The sequence below is a fragment of the Pseudomonas citronellolis genome (genome assembly GCF_029335315.1).
Lineage (GTDB): Bacteria > Pseudomonadota > Gammaproteobacteria > Pseudomonadales > Pseudomonadaceae > Pseudomonas > Pseudomonas citronellolis_A.
The window spans coordinates 37,658-59,587 of the sequence record NZ_JARJLT010000301.1; the positions used below are offsets into that span (position 1 = coordinate 37,658).

Annotated in this window: 16 protein-coding genes and 1 tRNA gene; 14 read left to right on the top strand and 3 right to left on the bottom strand. The window is 64.0% G+C overall.

Features of this window, described 5'->3' with window-relative positions:
• Window positions 1–69: 69 nt before the first annotated feature.
• The 4 genes from P3W75_RS22925 (at window position 70) to P3W75_RS22940 (ending at window position 4,789) form a co-directional block, all read left to right on the top strand.
• Window positions 70–1,341, top strand: coding sequence for a YeaH/YhbH family protein (locus P3W75_RS22925; protein WP_276229608.1), 1,272 nt, complete (start codon window positions 70–72; stop codon window positions 1,339–1,341).
• Window positions 1,338–2,891 (top strand): SpoVR family protein, encoded by a 1,554-nt coding sequence (locus P3W75_RS22930; RefSeq protein ID WP_276229609.1) that lies wholly within the window; start codon window positions 1,338–1,340, stop codon window positions 2,889–2,891. The genes P3W75_RS22925 and P3W75_RS22930 overlap by 4 nt, the downstream gene beginning before the upstream one ends.
• Before the next feature lie 58 nt (window positions 2,892–2,949).
• Window positions 2,950–3,459: a DUF4136 domain-containing protein gene (locus tag P3W75_RS22935; RefSeq protein WP_276229647.1), complete on the top strand. Its 510-nt coding sequence runs from the start codon at window positions 2,950–2,952 to the stop codon at window positions 3,457–3,459.
• 100 nt (window positions 3,460–3,559) lie between these two features.
• Entirely contained in the window at window positions 3,560–4,789 is a 1,230-nt protein-coding gene (locus tag P3W75_RS22940) for a multifunctional CCA addition/repair protein (RefSeq protein WP_276229610.1), read from the top strand.
• A 90-nt stretch (window positions 4,790–4,879) separates the two neighbouring features.
• Here the strand turns inward: P3W75_RS22940 and folK are convergent, their stop codons facing one another.
• Both folK and folB read right to left on the bottom strand, forming a co-directional pair.
• Window positions 4,880–5,416, bottom strand: coding sequence for a 2-amino-4-hydroxy-6-hydroxymethyldihydropteridine diphosphokinase (gene folK, locus P3W75_RS22945; RefSeq protein WP_276229611.1), 537 nt, complete (start codon window positions 5,414–5,416; stop codon window positions 4,880–4,882).
• Window positions 5,407–5,760, bottom strand: a complete 354-nt coding sequence (gene folB, locus P3W75_RS22950) for a dihydroneopterin aldolase (protein WP_276229612.1) — start codon at window positions 5,758–5,760, stop codon at window positions 5,407–5,409. Before folB ends, folK begins: the two co-directional genes overlap by 10 nt.
• Before the next feature lie 83 nt (window positions 5,761–5,843).
• Between folB and plsY the strand changes: the two genes are divergently transcribed.
• Window positions 5,844–6,413, top strand: a complete 570-nt coding sequence (gene plsY / locus P3W75_RS22955) for a glycerol-3-phosphate 1-O-acyltransferase PlsY (protein WP_276229613.1) — start codon at window positions 5,844–5,846, stop codon at window positions 6,411–6,413.
• Window positions 6,414–6,501: 88 nt separating this feature from the next.
• Here the strand turns inward: plsY and tsaD are convergent, their stop codons facing one another.
• Window positions 6,502–7,527: a tRNA (adenosine(37)-N6)-threonylcarbamoyltransferase complex transferase subunit TsaD gene (gene tsaD / locus P3W75_RS22960; RefSeq protein ID WP_276229614.1), complete on the bottom strand. Its 1,026-nt coding sequence runs from the start codon at window positions 7,525–7,527 to the stop codon at window positions 6,502–6,504.
• Window positions 7,528–7,729: 202 nt separating this feature from the next.
• Between tsaD and rpsU the strand changes: the two genes are divergently transcribed.
• The 9 genes from rpsU (at window position 7,730) to P3W75_RS23005 (ending at window position 21,902) form a co-directional block, all read left to right on the top strand.
• Window positions 7,730–7,945 carry a 30S ribosomal protein S21 gene (gene rpsU / locus P3W75_RS22965; protein WP_003085057.1) on the top strand — a complete coding sequence of 72 codons (216 nt, stop codon included), beginning with the start codon at window positions 7,730–7,732 and terminating at the stop codon, window positions 7,943–7,945.
• A 189-nt stretch (window positions 7,946–8,134) separates the two neighbouring features.
• Window positions 8,135–10,132: a DNA primase gene (dnaG, locus tag P3W75_RS22970; protein WP_276229615.1), complete on the top strand. Its 1,998-nt coding sequence runs from the start codon at window positions 8,135–8,137 to the stop codon at window positions 10,130–10,132.
• Between the two features lie 78 nt (window positions 10,133–10,210).
• Window positions 10,211–12,061 (top strand): RNA polymerase sigma factor RpoD, encoded by a 1,851-nt coding sequence (gene rpoD, locus P3W75_RS22975; protein WP_276229616.1) that lies wholly within the window; start codon window positions 10,211–10,213, stop codon window positions 12,059–12,061.
• 128 nt (window positions 12,062–12,189) lie between these two features.
• A complete protein-coding gene (locus tag P3W75_RS22980) occupies window positions 12,190–15,921 on the top strand; it encodes a bifunctional diguanylate cyclase/phosphodiesterase (RefSeq protein WP_276229617.1) in 3,732 nt (1,243 codons plus the stop codon).
• Between the two features lie 16 nt (window positions 15,922–15,937).
• Window positions 15,938–16,014, top strand: a tRNA-Ile gene (locus P3W75_RS22985).
• 302 nt (window positions 16,015–16,316) lie between these two features.
• Entirely contained in the window at window positions 16,317–19,793 is a 3,477-nt protein-coding gene (hsdR, locus tag P3W75_RS22990) for a type I restriction-modification system endonuclease (protein WP_276229618.1), read from the top strand.
• 79 nt (window positions 19,794–19,872) lie between these two features.
• On the top strand, window positions 19,873–20,517 hold the full coding sequence (locus P3W75_RS22995; RefSeq protein WP_276229619.1) for a hypothetical protein: 645 nt from the start codon (window positions 19,873–19,875) through the stop codon (window positions 20,515–20,517).
• Window positions 20,514–21,218, top strand: coding sequence for a hypothetical protein (locus P3W75_RS23000; RefSeq protein ID WP_276229620.1), 705 nt, complete (start codon window positions 20,514–20,516; stop codon window positions 21,216–21,218). Before P3W75_RS22995 ends, P3W75_RS23000 begins: the two co-directional genes overlap by 4 nt.
• The gene (locus tag P3W75_RS23005) at window positions 21,219–21,902 is read left to right on the top strand and encodes a PP2C family protein-serine/threonine phosphatase (RefSeq protein ID WP_276229621.1); all 684 of its coding nucleotides are present in this window, start codon (window positions 21,219–21,221) and stop codon (window positions 21,900–21,902) included. It begins immediately after the preceding gene.
• Window positions 21,903–21,930: the final 28 nt, after the last annotated feature.

Consider the following 21,930-nt stretch of genomic DNA (forward strand, 5'->3'; position numbering starts at 1 on the left):
GTCGCCGTCGCATTCGGACCTGTCCGTGGCGGCCCTCCGCCGCCGCGCAGCAGGCCCTGAGGAGCATTCATGAGCTACGTCATCGACCGGCGTCTGAACGGCAAGAACAAGAGCACGGTGAACCGCCAGCGCTTCCTGCGGCGTTACCGTGAGCACATCAAGAAGGCGGTCGAGGAGGCCGTCAGCCGGCGCTCGATCACCGACATGGAGCACGGCGAGCAGATCAGCATCCCCGGCCGCGACATCGACGAACCCGTGCTGCACCACGGCCGCGGCGGCAAGCAGACCGTCGTCCACCCCGGCAACAAGGAATTCACCACCGGCGAACACATCGCCCGGCCCCAGGGCGGCGGCGGTGGCCGTGGCGCCGGCAAGGCCAGCAACCAGGGCGAAGGGATGGACGACTTCGTCTTCCAGATCACCCAGGAGGAATTCCTCGACTTCATGTTCGAGGACCTGGAACTGCCCAACCTGATCAAACGCCACCTGACCGGCAGCGACACCTTCAAGACCGTGCGGGCCGGCATCAGCAACGACGGCAACCCCTCGCGCATCAACATCGTCCGCACCCTGCGCTCGGCCCACGCCCGGCGCATCGCCCTCACCGGCTCCACCCGCGGCAAGCTGCGCGCCGCCGTGGAGGAACTGGAGCGGCTCAAGCGCGAGGAACCGGACAACCTCGGCGACATCCAGGCGCTGGAGCAGGAAATCACCCGGATGCGCGCGCGCATCGACCGCGTGCCCTTCCTGGACACCTTCGACCTCAAGTACAACCTGCTGATCAAGCAGCCCAACCCTACTTCCAAGGCGGTGATGTTCTGCCTGATGGACGTCTCCGGCTCGATGACCCAGGCCACCAAGGACATCGCCAAGCGCTTCTTCATCCTTCTCTACCTGTTCCTCAAGCGGAACTACGAGAAGATCGAGGTGGTGTTCATCCGCCACCACACCAGCGCCCGCGAGGTGGACGAGGAAGAGTTCTTCTATTCCCGCGAAACCGGCGGGACCATCGTCTCCAGCGCGCTGAAGATGATGCAGGAGATCATGGCCGAGCGTTATCCCACCAACGAGTGGAACATCTACGCGGCCCAGGCCTCCGACGGCGACAACTGGAACGACGACTCGCCGGTGTGCCGCGACATCCTGATGAAGCAGATCATGCCGTTCGTGCAGTACTACACCTACGTCGAGATCACCCCGCGCGAACACCAGGCGCTGTGGTTCGAATACGAACGGGTACGCGAAACCTTCGAAGAGAGCTTCGCCCAGCAGCAGATCGTCTCGGCCGCGGACATCTACCCGGTATTCCGCGAGCTGTTCCAGAGGAGGCTAGTCGCATGAGCAAGCGCCAGCCCATCGCCACCGGCTCGGAATGGACCTTCGAGCTGGTCCGCCAGTACGACAGGGAGATCAGCCGCATCGCCGAGCGCTATGCGCTGGACACCTACCCGAACCAGATCGAGGTGATCACCGCCGAACAGATGATGGATGCCTACGCCTCGGTCGGCATGCCCATCGGCTATAACCACTGGTCCTACGGCAAACACTTCCTCAGCACGGAAAAGAACTACAAGCGCGGCCAGATGGGCCTCGCCTACGAGATCGTGATCAACTCCGACCCCTGCATCGCCTACCTGATGGAGGAAAACACCCAGTGCATGCAGGCGCTGGTGATCGCCCACGCCTGCTACGGCCACAACAGCTTCTTCAAGGGCAACTACCTGTTCCGCACCTGGACCGACGCCAGCTCGATCATCGACTACCTGGTGTTCGCCAAGCAGTACATCATGCAGTGCGAGGAGCGCTACGGCATCGACGCGGTGGAAGACCTGCTCGACTCCTGCCACGCCCTGATGAACTACGGCGTCGACCGCTACAAGCGGCCCTACCCGATCTCCGCCGAGGAAGAACGGCAGCGCCAGAAGGAGCGCGAGGAACTGATCCAGCGCCAGGTCAACGACCTCTGGCGCACCATCCCGCGCGCCGCCGGCAAGGACAAGGAACAGGAAATGGCGCGCTACCCCAGCGAGCCGCAGGAAAACATCCTCTACTTCATCGAGAAGAACGCCCCGCTGCTGGAGCCCTGGCAGCGCGAGGTGGTGCGCATCGTGCGCAAGGTCGCGCAGTACTTCTACCCGCAGCGCCAGACCCAGGTGATGAACGAAGGCTGGGCGACCTTCTGGCACTACACCCTGATCAACGACCTGTACGACGAAGGCCTGGTCAGCGACGGCTTCATGATGGAGTTCCTCCAGTACCACACCAGCGTGGTCTACCAGCCCGGCTTCGACAGCCCCTACTACAGCGGCATCAACCCCTACGCGCTGGGCTTCGCCATGTACCGCGACATCCGCCGCATCTGCGAGGAACCCACCGAGGAGGATCGCCGCTGGTTCCCGGACATAGCCGGCAGCGACTGGCTGGCCACCCTGAAATTCGCCATGAAGAGCTTCAAGGACGAGAGCTTCGTCCTGCAGTTCCTCTCGCCCAAGGTGATCCGCGAGTTCAAGCTGTTCAGCATCCTCGACGACGACCAGAAGGACGACCTGCTGGTCGACGCCATCCACGACGACGACGGCTACCGGAAGATCCGCGAAACCCTGGCGGCGCAGTACAACCTGGGCAACCGCGAACCCAACGTGCAGATCTGGAACGTCGACCGCCGCGGCGACCGCTCCCTGACCCTGCGCCACCAGCAGCACAACCGCCAGCCGCTGGCCGAGTCCACCGACGACGTACTCAAACACCTGCACCGCCTGTGGGGCTTCGACATCCACCTGGAAACCCTCAACGGCGAACAGATCGTACAGACCCACCACATGCCCCCAAAGGGTGAACGCGAGAACGAGGACGGCTACCCGCGGCTCGACCTGATCATCCCGCCCATTTGATCGGTTGACCCTACCCGGAGCAGGAACGAGCATGGCGCCAAGCCCCGTCGAGGTTGCCATGCGTCTCTTCGCCATCCTCCTGCTCTGCCTCGCTCTCGCGACCTGCACCACGCAGATCCCCCAGGCCCGGGTGACCCAGGCGGCGGACAGCCGCCTGGCCGGCCTGCAGGCCTTCCAGCTGATGCCCCCGGAAAACGCCGTCGACGCCCTGCCCTACGCCAGCCGCTACCCGCTGATCAACGCCTGGCTGCGCCAGGGCCTGGAGCAACGCGGCTACCGCGAGGCCGGCGCCGCGCAGCTGCGGGTCTACTACTGGCTGGCCCTGCGCGACGCGCCGCTGGAGTTCAAGGTCGACGTACCGCCGCCCCAGGCCCTCGGCCCCTACCTCGCCATCCACCGCCTGCGCGACGAAACCGGCACCCTGCGCGTGCGCCTGACCGACCTGCGCGACCAGGTGCTCTGGGAAGGCACCGTGAGCACCGGCCTGAGCCCTGCCCACGCCAGCAGCGAGCTGCTGCGTCACGCCGTCGAGGCGCTGGCCAGCCAGGTCCCCCAAGCCACCCCGTAGGAGCGAGCCACGCCCGCGATTCGCCCGCAAGGCGCGCGCCTTCGCGCTTGAACCTCCTCCGTCGAAGTCCCAAGCTATCTCCATCACAGGAGAACGCTTCATGCAGATCTACAAGGTGGGCGGCGCCGTACGCGACCGCCTGCTCGGCCAACCGGCCGGCGACACCGATTGGGTGGTGGTCGGCGCCAGCGCCGAGGACATGCTCGAACAGGGCTACCGCCCGGTAGGCGCGGACTTCCCGGTGTTCCTCCACCCGCAGAGCGGCGAGGAGTACGCCCTGGCTCGCACCGAGCGCAAGAGCGGGCGCGGCTACGGCGGCTTCACCTTCTACGCCAGCCCGGACGTGACCCTCGAAGATGACCTGACCCGTCGCGACCTGACCATCAACGCCATGGCTGAAAACGCCGACGGCAGCCTCATCGACCCCTACGGCGGCCAGCGCGACCTCGAAGCCCGTCTGCTGCGCCACGTTTCCCCGGCCTTCGTCGAGGACCCGCTGCGGGTGCTGCGGGTAGCCCGCTTCGCCGCCCGCTTCGCGCCGCTGGGCTTCACGGTTGCCGACGAGACCCAGGCGCTGATGCGCGAGTTGTCCGAGTCCGGCGAGCTGGAAGCGCTGACGCCGGAGCGCAGCTGGAAGGAAATCTCCCGCGCGCTGCAGGAGGCCCGCCCCGACGTGTTCATCCAGGTGTTGCGCGACTGCGGCGCCCTGGCCGTGCTGATGCCCGAGGTCGACGCCCTGTTCGGCGTACCACAGCCGCCGCAGCACCACCCGGAAATCGACACCGGCGAACACCTGCTCGCGGTGCTGCGCCAATGCGCCGAACACCGCCAACCGCTGAGCGTGCGCTGGGCCTGCCTGCTCCACGACCTGGGCAAGGCGCGCACCCGCCGCGAGGACTGGCCCCGGCACATCGCCCACGAGCACCTGGGCCTGCCGCTGATCGACGCGGTCAACGCCCGCTTCAAGGTGCCGCGCGACTGCCAGGAGCTGGCGCGCCTGGTCGGCGAATACCACACCCATGCCCATCGCGCCCTGGAATTGCGGCCGAACACCCTGCTCGACCTGCTGCAGGCCTTCGACGTCTATCGCCGCCCGCAGCGCTTCGAAGAGTTCATCGCCGCCAGCGAGATGGACGCGCGCGGCCGCCTCGGCCTGGAGCAACGCGCCTACCCGCAGGCCGACTACCTGCGCGGCGCGGCCAGGACGGCACGCGAAGTCGCGGTGCAGCCGCTGCTGGAAAAGGGATTCAAAGGGGCGGAACTGGGCGAAGCCCTCAAGCGCGAGCGCCTGGACGCCCTCAAGGCCTACAAGGCGTCACACGCCCCGTAGGGTGCATAACGCCTACAGCGCTATCCGCCGCTGGCCATCGGCGCAGATGCAATCGGCGGATAACCGCGAACGGTTATTCGCCCTACACAATCAGGCCGCCGGGTGCGCCGCGATCAGCGCCGCCGGCGTCAGCTCGGCACCACGCCACTGGAAGGGCACCGGCCACAGCCGCTGGTCGATGGCAGCATCGGCCCAGAGGCTGGCGAAGTCGCGCGCGACTCCCGGATGCAGGGTCTGCGGCGCCAGCAGCGCCAGCGGCCAGAGCACGAAGGCGTTCTTCAGCACTTCCGCGCGCGGCAGCACCAGGCCTTCGAACTCGCCGTGCAGGTCACCGTAGAGCAGCACATCGATGTCCAGCGGCAAGCCCTTGCGCTCCGGCGCGTAGCGGCCATTGTCGGCCTCGATGTGCTTCAGCCGCAGGCTCAGTTCGGTGAGCGGCAGCTCGGTCTCGCCTACCACCACCAGGTTGAAGAAGGGGCCGCTGCGGATACCCACCGGCTCGCTCTCGAACACCGGCGAGCAGCGCAGGTTGTGGACGAAACCGGTCAACGCCTCGAGCCCGGCGTGCAGATGCCGTTCGCGCTCGACGTTACTCCCGAGGCCGAGGAAAACGGTGGTCAGCGGCATCCGCGTTCGATCTCCACGCCAACGCCGACGGCGGCGGCTACCGCCCCCGGCTTGGTGACCCGCAGGCGCAGCCAGCGGATGCCGAACTCGGCCATCAGCAGCGCGGCGAGGCGTTCGGCGAACGTCTCCACCAGCTGGAAATGCGCGTCGCGGGCGAACTCGCCGATGCGCTCGGAGAGCACCGCGTAGTCCAGCGCCTTGGCGATATCGTCATCAGCCGCGGCCGGGCGGTTGTCCCAGCCCAGGTCCAGGTCCAGGCGCAGGCACTGGCGTATCCCCCGCTCCCAGTCGTAGACGCCAATCACGGTGTCGACTTCCAGCCCCTCGATAAAAACTCTGTCCACTTCGCTGCTGCTCCAAGGCCAGCGCACGACAAGCGCGCGCCGCCCCGCTAGAATCGGGGGCATTCTCGTCCCCGGTGGAAACCATGGTCTGGCTCTTGGCGATCCTCGCCTACCTGCTCGGCTCGCTGTCCTTCGCGGTGCTCCTCAGTCGCCTGTTCGGCACCGCCGACCCGCGCGACTCCGGCTCGGGCAACCCCGGCGCCACCAACATGCTGCGCCTGGCCGGAAAGAAACTCGCCATCCTCACCCTGCTCGGCGACCTGGCCAAGGGCCTGTTGCCGGTGCTCGTCGCCCGCCTGTTCGGCCTGGGCATGATGCAGGAGGCCTGGGTCGGCGTGGCGGCGGTGATCGGCCACCTCTACCCCTTGTACTTCAATTTCCGTGGCGGCAAGGGCGTGGCCACCGCCGCCGGCATGCTGCTGGCGCTCTACCCGCCCGCCGCGCTGCTCGCCGCGGTGGCCTGGCTGCTCACCTTCAAGCTGTCCCGCACCAGTTCGCTCGCCTCGCTGGTCGCCACTCCGCTGACCCTGCCACTGCTGGCCTGGCAACTGCCGGCGGCGCTACTGCCGATGACCCTGCTCACCGGGCTCATCGTCTGGCGCCATCGCGGCAACCTGCGCGACCTCATGGCCGGGCGCGAAAGGCATTTCTAGGGCGTAGAGCTTCAAGGGCCGCGCCGTCGGCTGCAAGCGAAAAAGCGCGGATGCCGTTTATGGCTCGCGACGAGTCGCTTGCAGCAACCTACACGGCAGGCAGCGACTCCATCGGCCAGCGCGCGCGCACATCGATCGCCGGGCCGTCCTGCTGGCCGGCGAGCAGGCGCTGGCAACCGGCGTAGGCGATCATCGCGCCATTGTCGGTGCAGAACCGCGGGCGCGCGTAGAACACCTGGCCACGCAGTTCGCCGAGCATCTTCTGCAGGTGCTCGCGCAGGGCGCTGTTGGCGCTGACCCCACCGGCGATCACCAGGTTCTTCAGCCCGGTCTGCTTGAGTGCGCGGCGGCACTTGATGGTCAGGGTCTCGACCACCGCCTGCTGGAAGGCCAGGGCGATGTCGCAACGGGTCTGCTCGCCGTCGTCACCGGCTTCGCGGCAACGCTGCCAGGTGTTCAGGGCGAAGGTCTTGAGGCCGCTGAAGCTGAAATCCAGGCCCGGGCGGTCGGTCATCGGGCGCGGGAAGACGAAGCGCCCCGGCGTGCCCTTCTCGGCCAGCCGGGCGATCTCCGGACCACCGGGGTAGCCCAGGCCGAGCAGCTTGGCGGTCTTGTCGAAAGCCTCGCCGGCGGCGTCGTCCAGCGACTCGCCAAGCAACTGGTAGCGGCCGATGCCATCCACCCGCACGAGCTGGGTGTGGCCGCCGGAAACCAGCAAGGCGACGAACGGGAACTGCGGCGGCTGCTCTTCGAGCATGGGCGCCAGCAAATGGCCCTCCATGTGATGCACGCCGACGGCCGGTATGCCCCAGGCGAACGCCAGGGCCTGGGCGCAGGAAGCGCCGACCAGCAGCGCGCCCACCAGGCCGGGGCCGGCGGTGTAGGCGATGGCGTCGATGTCGGCGCTCTGGCAACCAGCCTCGTCGAGCACCTGGCGGATGAGCGGCAGCATGCGCTTGACGTGGTCGCGCGAGGCAAGCTCGGGTACCACGCCGCCGTAGACGCGATGCAGGTCTATCTGACTGAACAGCGCGTCGGCCAGCAGGCCGCGTTCGCTGTCGTAGAGAGCGACGCCGGTTTCGTCGCAAGAGGTTTCCAACCCCAGCACACGCATGGGTTCGAGCCTTCGATCTGGGCAAATAAGGAGCGGCGCATGATAATCGTCCGCCGCGGATGCCGACCAGCGTTTTTCGATCGGAGGCTTTGCATTCCTGCGGCCGAACCGTTAATATCCGCAACCCTTGAAAACCGCCGTCTCCCGTGCTTACTGCCAGGAACGCGATAAATCCCCGGTAATCATTGAAGGTACGACCTGGATGCCCGCCGTCAAAGTTAAAGAGAACGAACCCTTCGACGTAGCCCTGCGTCGTTTCAAGCGCTCCTGCGAAAAAGCGGGTGTACTGGCTGAAGTCCGTAGCCGCGAATTCTACGAGAAGCCCACCGCTGAACGTAAGCGCAAGGCCGCTGCCGCTGTTAAGCGTCACGCCAAGAAAGTGCAGCGCGAACAGCGCCGCCGTGAGCGTCTGTACTGAGTTTCGACTCAGCTGACGCTCCGCGCATCGCCCGGCCCACTCGCCGGGCGAGTGCCTGACAAGCTCCACCGCACTCCGATTCGCCTTCGGCGAAGTTCGGAGTTTTTTGCTTTTCGCCCCCACTGAAAAGCAGCGCTCCCGGTACCACCGCGGAGTATGCTTGGGTCCATTTCGCGCCCCGACGAGTCTATGGCCGGCCTGATCCCGCAATCCTTCATCGACGACCTGCTCAACCGCACCGACATCCTCGATGTGGTGGGTTCGCGCATCCAGCTGAAGAAGACCGGGAAGAACTACAGCGCCTGCTGCCCCTTCCACAAGGAAAAGACCCCGTCGTTCACGGTCAGCCCGGACAAGCAGTTCTACTATTGCTTCGGCTGCGGCGCCGGCGGCAACGCCCTCGGCTTCGTCATGGACCACGACAACCTGGACTTCATCCAGGCGGTCGAGGACCTGGCCAAGCGCGCCGGCATGGACGTGCCCCGCGAGGAAGGCCGGCGCGGCAAGGCGCGACAGCCGACCGACTCGCCGCTCTACCCGCTGCTGACCGCCGCCGCCGACTACTACCGCCAGGCGCTCAAGAGCCACCCGGCACGCAAGGCCGCGGTGGAATACCTCAAGGGTCGCGGCCTGACCGGCGAGATCGCCCGCGACTTCGGCCTGGGCTTCGCCCCGCCGGGCTGGGACAACCTGGTCAAGCACCTGGGCGGCGACAACCTGCAGCTCAAGGCCATGCTCGACGCCGGCCTGCTGGTGGAAAACCCCGACAGCGGCAAGCGCTACGACCGCTTCCGCGACCGGGTGATCTTTCCCATCCGCGACAGCCGCGGGCGAGTCATCGCCTTCGGCGGCCGGGTGCTGGGCGACGACAAGCCGAAATACCTGAACTCCCCGGAAACCGCGGTATTCCACAAGGGCCAGGAACTCTACGGCCTGTTCGAGGCGCGCAAGAACAACCGCGACCTCGACGAGATCATGGTGGTCGAGGGCTACATGGACGTGATCGCCCTGGCGCAACAGGGCATCCGCAACGCCGTGGCCACCCTCGGCACCGCCACCAGCGAAGAACACATCAAGCGCCTGTTCCGCCTGGTGCCGAACATCCTGTTCTGCTTCGACGGCGACCAGGCCGGGCGCAAGGCCGCCTGGCGCGCCCTGGAATCGGCGCTGTCGAACCTGCAGGACGGGCGCAAGATCCGCTTCCTGTTCCTCCCCGAGGGCGAGGACCCGGACAGCCTGGTACGCGCCGAAGGCCCCGACGCCTTCCGCGCGCGCCTGGTGCAGCAGGCCCAGCCGCTGGCCGACTACTTCTTCCAGCAACTGACCCAGGAAGCCGACCCCAGCACCCTGGAGGGCAAGGCCCACCTGGCGACCCTGGCCGGCCCACTGCTGGAGAAGATCCCCGGCAACACCCTGCGCCTGCTGATGCGCCAGCGCCTGGGACAGATCACCGGCCTCAGCGGCGAGGCGCTGAACCAGCTGAACGCCCCGCGCGCCAGCCACGCCGCGCCAAGCGCGACGGCCGACGCTCACGCGCACGAATACAGCGACTACGACGTAGGGCACTTCGCCGATCACGGAGAGTCGAACTACCAGGACTCCGCGAGTTATTTCGAAGCGCCGTCGGATTTCGCCGGCGGCAAGCAGGGAAAGAAACCCTGGAAAGGCGAGCGCAAGTGGGAAGGCAAGGGCAAATGGGATGGCAAGGGCGGCAAGCGCGGTGAATTCACCCCACGCCAGCCGCGCACCGAAATCAGCGTCGAATCACCGACCCTGACGGCGCTGCGCACGCTTCTGCACCACCCGCAACTGGCGCAGAAAGTCGAGGACGCCAGCCATTTCGCCAACGAAGGCCAGACCTACTCGCAACTGCTGGCGGCGCTCGTCGAAGCGCTGCAGAAGAACCCGAAACAACGCTCGATGCAGTTGATCGCGCGCTGGCACGGAACCCCGCAAGGGCGTCTGCTGCAGGCCCTGGCGGAGAAGGAGTGGCTGATCGATCAGGGCAATCTTGAAAAGCAGTTCTTCGACACCATTACTACACTTGCACACAGCCAGCTGCAGAATAACCGCGAAGCGCGGCTGCGCACCGTGATGCAGAAGAGCCCCAGTGAACTGACTGACGAAGAGAAAGCTCTATTGAGGGAACACTTCAGCAACCCCTCTTCACCAGGCCTCCAGAGCTGAACTGGCGCCTGAAGCCTCGAATCTGGTATAATCCTCGGCTTATTTCAGCCCGCCAAGACCTTCAGTGGATAGGGTGTTATGTCCGGAAAAGCGCAACAGCAATCTCGTCTCAAAGAGTTGATCAGCCGTGGTCGTGAGCAGGGTTACCTGACTTACGCGGAGGTCAACGACCACCTGCCGGAGGATATTTCCGATCCGGAACAGGTGGAAGACATCATCCGCATGATCAACGACATGGGGATCAACGTATTCGAGACAGCCCCGGATGCGGATGCCCTGTTGCTGGCCGAAACCGATACCGACGAAGCCGCAGCCGAAGAGGCCGCCGCCGCGCTGGCCGCGGTTGAGAGCGACGTAGGCCGCACGACCGACCCGGTGCGCATGTACATGCGCGAAATGGGTACCGTGGAACTGCTGACCCGCGAAGGCGAGATCGAAATCGCCAAACGCATCGAGGAAGGCATCCGCGAAGTGATGAGCGCCATCGCCCAGTTCCCTGGCGCGGTGGACGGCATCCTCGACGAATACCAGCGGGTGGTCACCGAAGGCGGCCGCCTGTCCGACATCCTCAGTGGCTACATCGACCCGGACGACGGCTCGGTGCCGGCCGAGGAAGTCGAACTCGACCTCAAGGACAAGGCCGCCGACGCCAAGTCCAAGGATGAGGAAGAAGAGGACGAAGAGTCCGACGACGACAGCGAAGAAGAAGGCGACGGCGGTCCGGATCCGGAAGAAGCCGCACGCCGCTTCGGCCTGGTGTCCGAGCAGCTGGACAAGGCCAAGAAAGCGCTGAAGAAGCATGGCCGCGGCAGCAAGCAGGCCAGCGAGGAACTGCTCGCCCTGGCCGAACTGTTCATGCCGATCAAGCTGGTGCCCAAGCAGTTCGACGCCCTGGTCACCCGCGTGCGCGACGCCCTGGACCAGGTGCGCCGCCAGGAACGCGCCATCATGCAGCTGTGCGTGCGTGACGCGCGCATGCCCCGCGCCGACTTCCTGCGCCTGTTCCCCGGCCAGGAAACCGACGAAGCCTGGGTCGACGCCGTACTCAAGGGCAAGCCCAAGTACGCCGAAGCCCTGGAGCGCGTAAAGGCCGACGTCGTCCGCAACCAGCAGAAGCTCTCCGCGCTGGAAAGCGAAGTCGACCTCAAGGTCGCCGACATCAAGGACGTCAACCGCGCCATGTCCATCGGCGAGGCCAAGGCCCGCCGCGCCAAGAAGGAAATGGTCGAGGCGAACCTGCGTCTGGTGATCTCCATCGCCAAGAAGTACACCAACCGCGGCCTGCAGTTCCTCGACCTGATCCAGGAAGGCAACATCGGCCTGATGAAGGCGGTGGACAAGTTCGAATACCGTCGCGGCTACAAGTTCTCGACCTACGCCACCTGGTGGATTCGCCAGGCGATCACCCGCTCGATCGCCGACCAGGCCCGCACCATCCGTATTCCGGTGCACATGATCGAGACCATCAACAAGCTCAACCGTATTTCCCGGCAGATGCTGCAGGAAATGGGTCGCGAACCGACCCCGGAAGAGCTGGGCGAACGCATGGACATGCCGGAAGACAAGATCCGCAAGGTCCTGAAGATCGCCAAGGAACCGATCTCCATGGAAACCCCGATCGGTGACGACGAAGATTCGCACCTGGGCGACTTCATCGAGGACTCCACCATGCAGTCGCCCATCGAAGTGGCGACCAGCGAGAGCCTCAAGGAAGCCACCCGCGAAGTCCTCGCCGGCCTTACCGCCCGGGAAGCCAAGGTGCTGCGCATGCGCTTCGGCATCGACATGAACACCGACCACACCCTCGAGGAAGTCGGCAAGCAGTTCGATGTGACCCGCGAGCGTATCCGCCAGATCGAAGCCAAGGCGCTGCGCAAGCTGCGCCACCCGTCGCGAAGCGAGCACCTGCGCTCATTCCTCGACGAGTGATCGGCGAGTGATCGAAGACCCCCGGCCCCGGCCGGGGGTTTTTCTTTTCCAGACTGATGGCAGGGGGCTATTGGAGCCCCGAGGGCGCGACTACACTTCGCCTATCCACTTCCGGATTGAGGCCCTCCATGCCGCGTCTGCAGGCTGTTTTGTTGTGCTTGGCATGCTGGGTCACCCAGGCGGGCGCGCTCACCCTGACGCCTGATGAACAAGCCTGGCTGCGCCAGCATCCCCAGTTGCGCCTGGGCGTGGACACTTCCTGGCCACCCTTCGAATTCCGCGACGACGCCGGCCGCTACCAGGGCCTGGCCGCCAGCTACGTGCGCCTGGCCGCCGAGCGCCTGCAGGTGCAGCTGCAACCCAGCGAGCCGAGCAACTGGAACGCCGTGCTGGACCTGGCGCGCAAGGGCCAGGTCGACCTGTTGCCCGGCGTGATGGCCACGCCGGAACGCAGCCAGTACCTGACCTTCACCCGCCCCTACCTGGATTTCCCCATCGTCATCCTCAGCCGCAAGGATGGCCCCACTCCCGACAGCCTCAAGGCCCTGTATGGCCTCAAGGTCGGCGTCGTCGACCACTACGCGCCCCACGAACTGCTGATCGCCAAGCACCCGGACCTCAACCTGCAACCGGCTCCCAGCGTCGCCGCCGCACTGCAGGCCCTGGCCACCGGCCAGGTCGACGCTTTCGTCGGCGACCTCGCCTCCAGCGTCTGGAGCCTGCGCCAGCTCAAGCTGGAAGGCATCCAGATCAGCGGCGACACGCCCTACCGCTACCAATTGGCGATGGCGGTGCCGCGCGGCGAGCCGATTCTCGCCGGCATCCTCGACAAAGTCTTCGCCGACCTGAGCAACGAGGAAATCGAAGCCCTGCAGGCCCCCTGGGTCGGCGGCATCCTCGACGCGCGCCCCTCCTGGTCGCACCTGCTCGGCATCGGCCTGCCGGCACTGGCGCTGAGCCTGGCCATCTTCGCCATCCTGTTCGCCATGAACCGCCGCCTGCGCGCCGAGGTGGCCCGGCGCGAGAAGCTCGAGCTGGCGCTACGCGACAGCGAGCAACACTTCCGCGGCCTGGTCGAGAGCATGACCGCCATCGCCTGGGAAATGCGCCTGGCGGAAAACCGCTTCACCTACGTCTCGCCCCATGCCCAGGAGCTGCTCGGTTATCCACAGCCCGAATGGCTGGAACCGGGCTTCTGGCAGCGCACCCTGCACCCCGCCGACGCCGAAGCGACAGTGAGCTACTGCCTCTCGGAAAGCCGCGCCGGACGCAACCACAGCATGGACTACCGGATGCTCGCCGCCGACGGCCGCGTGGTGTGGATTCGCGACATCATCACACTGATCAAGCACGGCGACGAACTGATCCTGCGCGGCCTGATGATCGACATCACCGAGGCCAAGCGCACCGAGCAGGCGCTGCGCCTGTCCGAGCAGAAATTCGCCTCGGTGTTCCACCACTGCCCGGACATCATCGTCCTGGCCCGGCGCATCGATGGCCGCCTGCTGGCGGTGAACAGCACCTTCGAGCAACAGGTCGGCATTCCCGCCATCGAGGCGCTCGGCAAGACCGCTACCGAACTGAACATCTGGGGCCACCCCGGCATGGGCGCGCGCATGCTCGAACGCCTGCAGGGCGAAAACCTCGACAACATCGAGACCACCCTGCAACGCCGCGACGGCACCCGCTTCACCGCCCTGCTCTCGGCCCAGCGCGTTGCCCTAGACGACAACCCGGCGCTGGTCGTGGTGGTGCGCAACATCGCCCAGCTCAAGCAGACCCAGGAGCAACTGCGCGCCTCCGAGGAAAAATTCGCCAAGGCCTTCCACGCCTCGCCCGACGGCCTGCTCATCACTCGCATCAGCGACGGCCTGCTGCTGGAGGCCAACGAAGGCTTCACCCGCATTACCGGCTACGACCGCGACCAGCGCAACGATCGCTCGACCCTGGAAATGCGCCTGTGGGCGGACCCGGACGATCGCGAGCGCCTGCTGAAGATGATCCGCGAACAATCAGCGGTGCAGGATTTCACCGCCTTCATCCGCACCCGCGAAGGCACGGCGCGCCTCTGCGAACTTTCGGCGCACCGCATCACCATCGGCGAGGACGACTGCCTGCTGACCATCGCTCGCGACATCACCGAGCGCCAGCAAATGCAGGAAAAGCTGACCCTGGCCGCCACCGTCTTCGAAAGCACCGCCGAAGGCGTGATGATCACCGACGCCAGCCAGCGCATCATCGCCGTCAACCGCGCCTTCAGCGAGATCACCGGCTACGGCGAGGACGAAGTGCTGGGCCAGTCGCCGCGCCTGCTCTCCTCCGGGCAACACGACAGCAGCTTCTACGTCGCCATGTGGCACCACCTCAACGCCGACGGTCACTGGCAGGGCGAGATCTGGAACCGGCGCAAGAGCGGCGAGCTCTACCCGGAATGGCTGACCATCAGTTCCGTGCGGGGAAACAATGGGGAAATCAGCCACTTCGTCGGCGTCTTCGCCGACATCTCGACACTCAAGTACGCCCAGGCGCGCCTCGACTACCAGGCCCACCACGACCCCCTCACCGGCCTGCCCAACCGCCTGCTGTTCGAAACCCGGCTGACCACGGCGCTCAAGGAAAGCCAGGAGGAACAGCAGCTGGGCGCGGTACTGTTCCTCGATCTCGACCGCTTCAAGCACATCAACGACAGCCTCGGCCACCCGGTGGGCGACCAGTTGCTGAAATCCATCGCCCGGCGCCTGCGCGAGCAACTGCGCGATGTCGACACCGTGGCGCGCCAGGGCGGCGACGAATTCATCATCCTGCTGCCCGGCCTGCACCAGCCTTCCGACGCCGACCACGTGGCGAAGAAGCTGCTGCATTGCTTCAGCCACGCCTTCGTCGCCGACGACAAGGAGTTCTTCGTCAGTTCCAGCATCGGCATCAGCCTGTTCCCGGTGGACGGCAAGGACGTCGCCACCCTGGTGAAGAACGCCGACGCCGCCATGTACCGGGCCAAGGCCCAGGGCCGCAACCGCGTCGAGTTCTACACCCGCGAACTGACCTTCCAGGCCAACGAGCGCGTGGCCCTGGAGCACGAACTGCGGCGCGCCCTGGAAACCCACCAGCTGCAGCTCTACTACCAGCCCAAGCAGGCCCTGGACAGCGGCGCGCTGGTCGGCGCCGAGGCACTGATCCGCTGGAGCCACCCGAAATACGGCGCCATCCCGCCGGACCGCTTCATCCCGCTGGCGGAGGAAACCGGCCTGATCCTGCCGCTGGGCACCTGGGTGCTGGAAGAAGCCTGCCGGCAGATGAGCCGCTGGCAGCAAAGCCACGCGGCCTTCGGCCCACTGTCGGTGAACCTCGCCGGCGCGCAGCTGTACCAGCAGGACGTAGTCGAGCAGGTACGCGAACTGCTTGACCGATACGGCCTGTATCCCCCGCGCCTGCAGCTGGAAATCACCGAGAATTTCCTGATGCACCAGACAGACGACGCCCTGCGCACCCTGCACGCGCTGAAGCGCCTGGGCGTGCAGTTGGCGATCGACGACTTCGGCACCGGCTACTCCTCGCTCAGCTACCTGAAGCAGCTGCCGCTGGACATCCTCAAGATCGACCAGTCCTTCGTCCACGGCCTGCCCGACGACGCCCACGACGTCGCCATCGCCCGCGCCATCATCGCCCTGGGCCGCAGCATGGGCCTGACCATCATCGCCGAAGGGGTGGAACGCGAAGAGCAGGAGCGCTTCCTCGCCGAAGAAGGTTGCGACCATGTCCAGGGCTACGCCCTCAGCCCGCCGCTGCCGGCAGACCAGTTCGCGGCCCGTTTCCTGACCCCGCTGCAGCCCATTGGCGCTCCGCAAAGTACGCCGGTATAATCCGCCGGCCTTCTGGGGGCCTATAGCTCAGTCGGTTAGAGCAGAGGACTCATAATCCTTTGGTCCACGGTTCGAGTCCGTGTGGGCCCACCACCTTCAAAGCCGCGCAATGCGCGGCTTTTTCATGTCCGCAAGAGATTCAGCTAGACCAGCCCTATAGTCCAAAGGTACAAATTCAGTACAGTGCTGGTACAACAGCACGCTTTGGGAGCAGGAAAAATGGCCACCCGACAAGCTCACACGATCAAAGCTGTAAACGTGCGCATAGGAAGACTTGGCCACTAAGTGGCTCTATGCCATGGTCAAACTCTGCCGGCCTTGGTTAAGCTGCCCTGACTTATGCCTAGCACAACCAAGCTTGGCGTAAAGAGTGGAACGCAACCGAAGGATCGACCATGGCAGCCAGCAGTAACTTCGACTTTCTCCAGGAACACGACCCACTGTTCTTGCAACTGGCCAGCACCGCCGAGCAGGTCTTCGCAGCCGACCCCAATACCACTCTGATAAAACTGCGCCAGTTGGGCGAGGCATTGGCCCAGGATCTGGCTAGCCGCGCCGGTATCGAGTTCGATGCAACCACCACTCAGTCCGACCTGCTCTACAAGCTCAGCCGCGAGATCCAACTGGATCAGAACATCCGCAGCCTATTTCATACCCTGCGCGTAGAAGGCAACCGAGCCACCCACGAGTTCCGCACCCAGCACCGCGAGGCCATGGATGGGTTGAAGGTGGCCCGAGCTTTGGCCATCTGGTATCACCAATCCTTCGGCAAGCATGCCCATACCTTCAAACCCGGCCCCTTCGTCACCCCGAGCGATCCCAGCGCTCCGCTACGCGACCTTCAGAGCCAGATCGAACAACTCAAGGCGCAATTGAACGAATCCACACAGCAGTTGGAAAGCAACCAACAGCTGGCAGAGCTGCATAAGCGTGAAGCCGAGGAATACGCCGTACTCGCCGAACAAATGGACGCCGAATCGCGCAGCCATAAGCAGCTGGCGGCTGAGCACGAAGCTGCGCTGCGCAAGCTACGCAGTGAGCACGAGCAACGCATCAAAGCCCTGCAGCTCCAGCTATTAACTCAGCCACAGGCTGCGCAGCAGGTCATGCACTGTACCATGCACGCCACCAGCAGCTTTGACCTGAGCGAAGACCTCACCCGCATCTTGATCGATCAGCAACTGATCGAAGCCGGCTGGGAAGCCGACTCACTCGACCTCACCTACAGCAAAGGCGCACGCCCCGAGAAGGGTAAGAACAAGGCCATCGCCGAATGGCCCACCAGCAGCGCCAAGGCTTGCGCCGACTACGTACTATTCGCTGGCCTCACGCCAATCGCCATCGTTGAGGCCAAGCGCAAGCGTATCAACATCGCCGACCGCATCCCCCAGGCCGAGCGCTATGCCCGTGAATTCAACTTGGCGCCCGAGCATCAGCAGCCCTGGCTGCTGGCTGGCCAAGCTCAGCCCTGGAATGATGGCCAGGGTCGTCACTTCCACGTGCCCTTTGCCTTCGCCTGCAACGGCCGGCCCTTTATCAAGCAGCTCGCCGAACAGTCCGGCACCTGGTTCCGTGACCTGCGCAGCCCGGCCAACACGCGCAGGCCGCTGCCTGACTTCCACACCCCGAATGACCTGCTCGACCTGCTCAAACGCAGCCAGGCAGACGCCGAGGCCAAGCTCAAAGCCGAAGGCTTCTCCTACCTCAAGCTGCGCGACTACCAGGAGAAAGCCATCCAGGCCGTAGAGCAGGCCCTGGCCAACAATCAGCGTGACTGCCTACTGGCCATGGCCACCGGCACCGGTAAAACCCGCACCATCATTGGCCTGATGTACCGATTCCTGAAGGCCGAACGCTTCAAGCGCATTCTGTTTCTGGTTGACCGCAGCGCCCTCGGCCAGCAAGCCATCGACTCGTTCAACGACACCACGCTTGAGCAGAACCACACCCTGGCGCAGATCTACGACATCAAAGAACTGGGCGATATGGCCGCCGAGGCAGAAACCCGCATCCAGGTCGCCACCGTACAAGCCATGGTTAGCCGCATCTTCCGCTCGGATAACCCACCGCCCGTGGGCGAGTTCGACTGCATCATCGTTGACGAAGCCCACCGCGGTTACACCCTCGACCAGGAAATGACCGAAGGCGAGCTGGCCGTGCGCGATCACAGCCAGTACCTCTCGCAATACCGTCGTGTGCTCGACCACTTCGACGCCTGCCGCATCGGCCTTACCGCCACCCCGGCCAAGCACACCAGTGAAATCTTCGGCAAACCGGTCTTCACCTACAGCTACCGCGAGGCCGTGGCCGATGACTGGCTTGTGGATCACGAGCCCCCGATCCGCTACGAAACCCAGCTAAGCCAGAACGGTATTCGCTTTGAGAAAGGCGAGTCAGTAAACGTCATCAACACCCAGACTGGTGAAGTCGACGTGGCGGAGCTGGAGGACGAACTCACCTTCAACATCGAGTCCTTCAACCGCCGAGTCATCACCCCGGCCTTCGACAAGGTCATCTGCGACGAACTGGCCAAGGAGCTGGACCCGTTTGGCGAAGAGAAGACCATGATCTTCTGCGTCAATCAGGCCCATGCAGAGCGGGTGAAAAACCTCCTCGACGAAGCCTTCAAGGCGGCCTACAGCGAGCAGTACAACGAAGCCAGCGTGCGCATCATCACCGGCCAGAGTGACAAGGTTGAGCAACTGATTCGCCGCTATAAGAACGAGCCCAACCCCAATATCGCCATCACCGTCGACCTGCTCACCACCGGTATCGACGTGCCGAAAATCTGCAACCTGGTGTTTATGCGCCGGGTGCGCTCGCGCATCCTCTACGAGCAGATGAAGGGCCGTGCCACCCGCCGCTGCGACGACATCGGCAAAACCGTATTCCGTATCTACGACCCCGTTGGTCTATACGCCAGCTTGGAAGCAGTCGACACCATGAAGCCCCTGGTGAAGAACCCCAACATCAGCCTGGAGCAACTGGTCAGCGAACTCACCAGCGGAGCCAGCCATGACGCACCCGGCAGCCAGGACGACAACAGCCACGCCCATGACGTGCTCGACCAGCTGAGCCAGCGCGTGATGCGTATCCTGCGCAAGGCCCAGCACAAGGCCGAGGACAAACCCACGCTGAAGAAAAAGCTCGATGAGCTGCAAGACGTGTGGGGCGTTGAGCCGGCCCAATTACATAAACACCTGCACGACCTTGGCCCGCAGCAAGCGGCCAACTTCGTCCGCCAGCACAGCCAGCTGATCAACCAGCTCGCCGCCGTCAGCGCCCTGCTCGGCTCGGAGAACTACCCGGTTATTTCCACCCACAGCGATGAACTGCTGGTGCGTGAGCAGAACTACGGGCAAAACCAGAAGCCAGCCGACTACCTGGAAAGCTTCAACGACTTTATTCGCAACCAACTCAACCAGTCCGCCGCCCTTGGCGTGGTGGTCAACCGCCCCAAGGATCTGACCCGCGAGCAACTGCGAGAAGTCCGCCTGCTGCTCGACCAGCACGGTTTCAGCGAAGCCAGCCTGAAAAGCGCTTGGCGCAACCAGACCAACCAGGAAATCGCCGCCAGCATCATTGGCTACATTCGCCAGGCTGCCATCGGCGAAGCCCTGCTGCCCTTCGACCAACGCGTGGCCAAGGCGATGCAAACCATCTACACCCAGCAACCTTGGACGCCCGTACAACGCAAATGGCTGGATCGCCTGGCCAAGCAACTGGTGCATGAAGTGGTCATCGACCCGCAGCAGGTCAACGATGCCTTCCGTAACGACGGCGGCCTCAAAGCCCTGGATCGCAACCTGGGCGGCAACCTGGATCGGGTGCTAGAAGCCCTGAACGAGAACCTGTGGCAAGCGGTTAGCTGAGTGATTGACAGCTGCTGTACATGAACGCTTAAACTGTCCTCAGTCCTAGGACAAAGGACAGTCGCTAGCCGAGGCCGCAATGAAGAGTCAAGACGTTCTGTTGCTGATCAAGTTGATCTGCCTTGAGCAGCGTGAGCGCCTGCAGCAAAGGCTCGACAGCGAAACTGCAGAGCTAATTAAACTCAGCGACATCTACGCAGCCGACCAATGGCAAGGCTGGGAAGATCATTCAGAGCAAGATCCTCCCGTCCACCACGACAGCTACTCCGTTCGCGCACTGCAAGCATCACTCGGTATCAGCAAAACCGAAATTGCCTCAGCGCTAAAGCGCTGCCAGCAGATCGGGCTATTGCGGGTAGACCCAAACACCCAGCTGCCTCGGGTCAACAGCAAAGCACTATTGGGCTTTATCGAGTACGGCTTGCGCTATGTATTTCCAGTCAAACCAGCAGAAATTGTCCGAGGTATTCCCACCAGCTTTTCCGCGCCCGTGCTGCAGGACAAGCTCATGAGCGGTGGTGACCTTATCCATGTTTGGCCAGACGCTTACGGCAATCGCAAGGGGCAATCCATCACCCCTCTATTCAAAACAGTGCCCGGAGCGGTCAAGAAAGACCCTCGCCTGTATGAATATCTGGCCTTGATAGATGCAATTCGCTTGGGTAATGCCAGGGAGGCCAATCTCGCCAACGAAATCCTGCGTGAGAAGGTTCTGCAAGCATGAGCCACACACACAATATTCAAATGCTCGAAGTGGTCGCCCAGGCGCTCGGACAAGACCTTTGCCAAGAGGTCGCATTCGTCGGCGGCTGCACCACAGCCCTGCTGTTGACTGATGAATTCAGCCGCGAAGAAGTGCGTTACACCGACGATGTCGATTTGGTTGTTCATCTCACCGGCTACGCCCAATGGCAAAAGCTGGTCGAGCAACTGCAACAAAAAGGCTTCAAGCAATCACAGCAGGATGACGTCATCTGTCGCCTGCGCCTCGGTGAGTTGAAGGTCGACTTCATGCCCGAAGATGCCGAAACCGCTGATCTGCTGGGCTGTAATAACCGCTGGTTCAAGGACGGCCTGGCCAACGCACAGTGGCACGTGTTACCCAGCGGTTGTCGTATTCGCCTATTCACCCCACCCTACTTTCTCGGCAGTAAACTGGAGGCCTACGCCGGGCGTGGCGCGCAGAACCCGCTAGGTAGCCAAGACCTTGAGGACATTCTCAACCTGGTTAACGGCCGCGAAGAACTGCTGCAGGAAGTCGACGCTGCCGCACCCGAACTACGCACCTACCTGGCAGATAAACTCACCGCGCTGCTAAGCAGTAACGACTTCGGCTACTTAGTGCAGGACGCTGCACGTGGCGATCACGAACGTGAGCAGATCATCTGGCAGCGCTTGCGTCATCTCGCCCAGGTAGCTGCCTGAATGCACGCAATCCTGCAATGGCACACCCAGGCCGGCACCGTCACGCCCGACAACCGGGATGCCTCCGCCCATATCAATCAGGCACATGCCAGCCTCTACCTGATCGCCGATGGCAGCAGCAGCCACCCTTGCAGCGGAGAATTGGCCAAGGCCCTGATTGCAAAGCTCACGCTTGATTTCAGTCTCTTGCCCGCAACTGATCTGAACCCAGAGCAACTGGCCGAAGCGCTACTGCAGATAATCGCCAGCAGCCATCAGGCACTGCGTGACCCACACCCACATGCGGCCTGCAGCTACCTGATGCTATGCCTGCTCGCCGATGCCGCGTTCAGCATCCACGAAGGCGACTGCTGCCTTGGACTGATCGGGCAAAGCGGCAAGATTGACTGGCTGAGTAGCGCGCACTGTGCCGCCAACTGGCAAGGCAACCTCATTCACGCAGAAATTGCGCAAGCCCCATCACGCCACCGCCTGACTCGCTGCTTCAGCGCCAGGCGAGCGAGCAATCCCGAGATAAACCACTGGCCTCTTGAGCCAAACCAGCATTGGCTGCTGGCTACTGATGGCTTTTGGGCGGGCCTTAGCCCCCAGGAACAACAGAGTTTTCTACGCGACGGCAACCTGCCCGCACCACCCACCGATGACGACATCAGCTGCCTGAGCATCATCACACCGCCTACTTGATGAGCCGAATAACACCCCCTATTCGGCT

What these genes read in the sequence shown, in the direction of transcription:
- P3W75_RS22925 (WP_276229608.1), top strand. Translation starts at nt 70, where the DNA reads ATGAGCTACGTCATCGACCGGCGTCTGAACGGCAAGAACAAGAGCACG.
- P3W75_RS22930 (WP_276229609.1), top strand. Translation starts at nt 1,338, where the DNA reads ATGAGCAAGCGCCAGCCCATCGCCACCGGCTCGGAATGGACCTTCGAG.
- P3W75_RS22935 (WP_276229647.1), top strand. Translation starts at nt 2,950, where the DNA reads ATGCGTCTCTTCGCCATCCTCCTGCTCTGCCTCGCTCTCGCGACCTGC.
- P3W75_RS22940 (WP_276229610.1), top strand. Translation starts at nt 3,560, where the DNA reads ATGCAGATCTACAAGGTGGGCGGCGCCGTACGCGACCGCCTGCTCGGC.
- folK (WP_276229611.1), bottom strand. Translation starts at nt 5,416, where the DNA reads ATGCCGCTGACCACCGTTTTCCTCGGCCTCGGGAGTAACGTCGAGCGC.
- plsY (WP_276229613.1), top strand. Translation starts at nt 5,844, where the DNA reads ATGGTCTGGCTCTTGGCGATCCTCGCCTACCTGCTCGGCTCGCTGTCC.
- tsaD (WP_276229614.1), bottom strand. Translation starts at nt 7,527, where the DNA reads ATGCGTGTGCTGGGGTTGGAAACCTCTTGCGACGAAACCGGCGTCGCT.
- rpsU (WP_003085057.1), top strand. Translation starts at nt 7,730, where the DNA reads ATGCCCGCCGTCAAAGTTAAAGAGAACGAACCCTTCGACGTAGCCCTG.
- dnaG (WP_276229615.1), top strand. Translation starts at nt 8,135, where the DNA reads ATGGCCGGCCTGATCCCGCAATCCTTCATCGACGACCTGCTCAACCGC.
- rpoD (WP_276229616.1), top strand. Translation starts at nt 10,211, where the DNA reads ATGTCCGGAAAAGCGCAACAGCAATCTCGTCTCAAAGAGTTGATCAGC.
- P3W75_RS22980 (WP_276229617.1), top strand. Translation starts at nt 12,190, where the DNA reads ATGCCGCGTCTGCAGGCTGTTTTGTTGTGCTTGGCATGCTGGGTCACC.
- hsdR (WP_276229618.1), top strand. Translation starts at nt 16,317, where the DNA reads ATGGCAGCCAGCAGTAACTTCGACTTTCTCCAGGAACACGACCCACTG.
- P3W75_RS22995 (WP_276229619.1), top strand. Translation starts at nt 19,873, where the DNA reads ATGAAGAGTCAAGACGTTCTGTTGCTGATCAAGTTGATCTGCCTTGAG.
- P3W75_RS23000 (WP_276229620.1), top strand. Translation starts at nt 20,514, where the DNA reads ATGAGCCACACACACAATATTCAAATGCTCGAAGTGGTCGCCCAGGCG.
- P3W75_RS23005 (WP_276229621.1), top strand. Translation starts at nt 21,219, where the DNA reads ATGCACGCAATCCTGCAATGGCACACCCAGGCCGGCACCGTCACGCCC.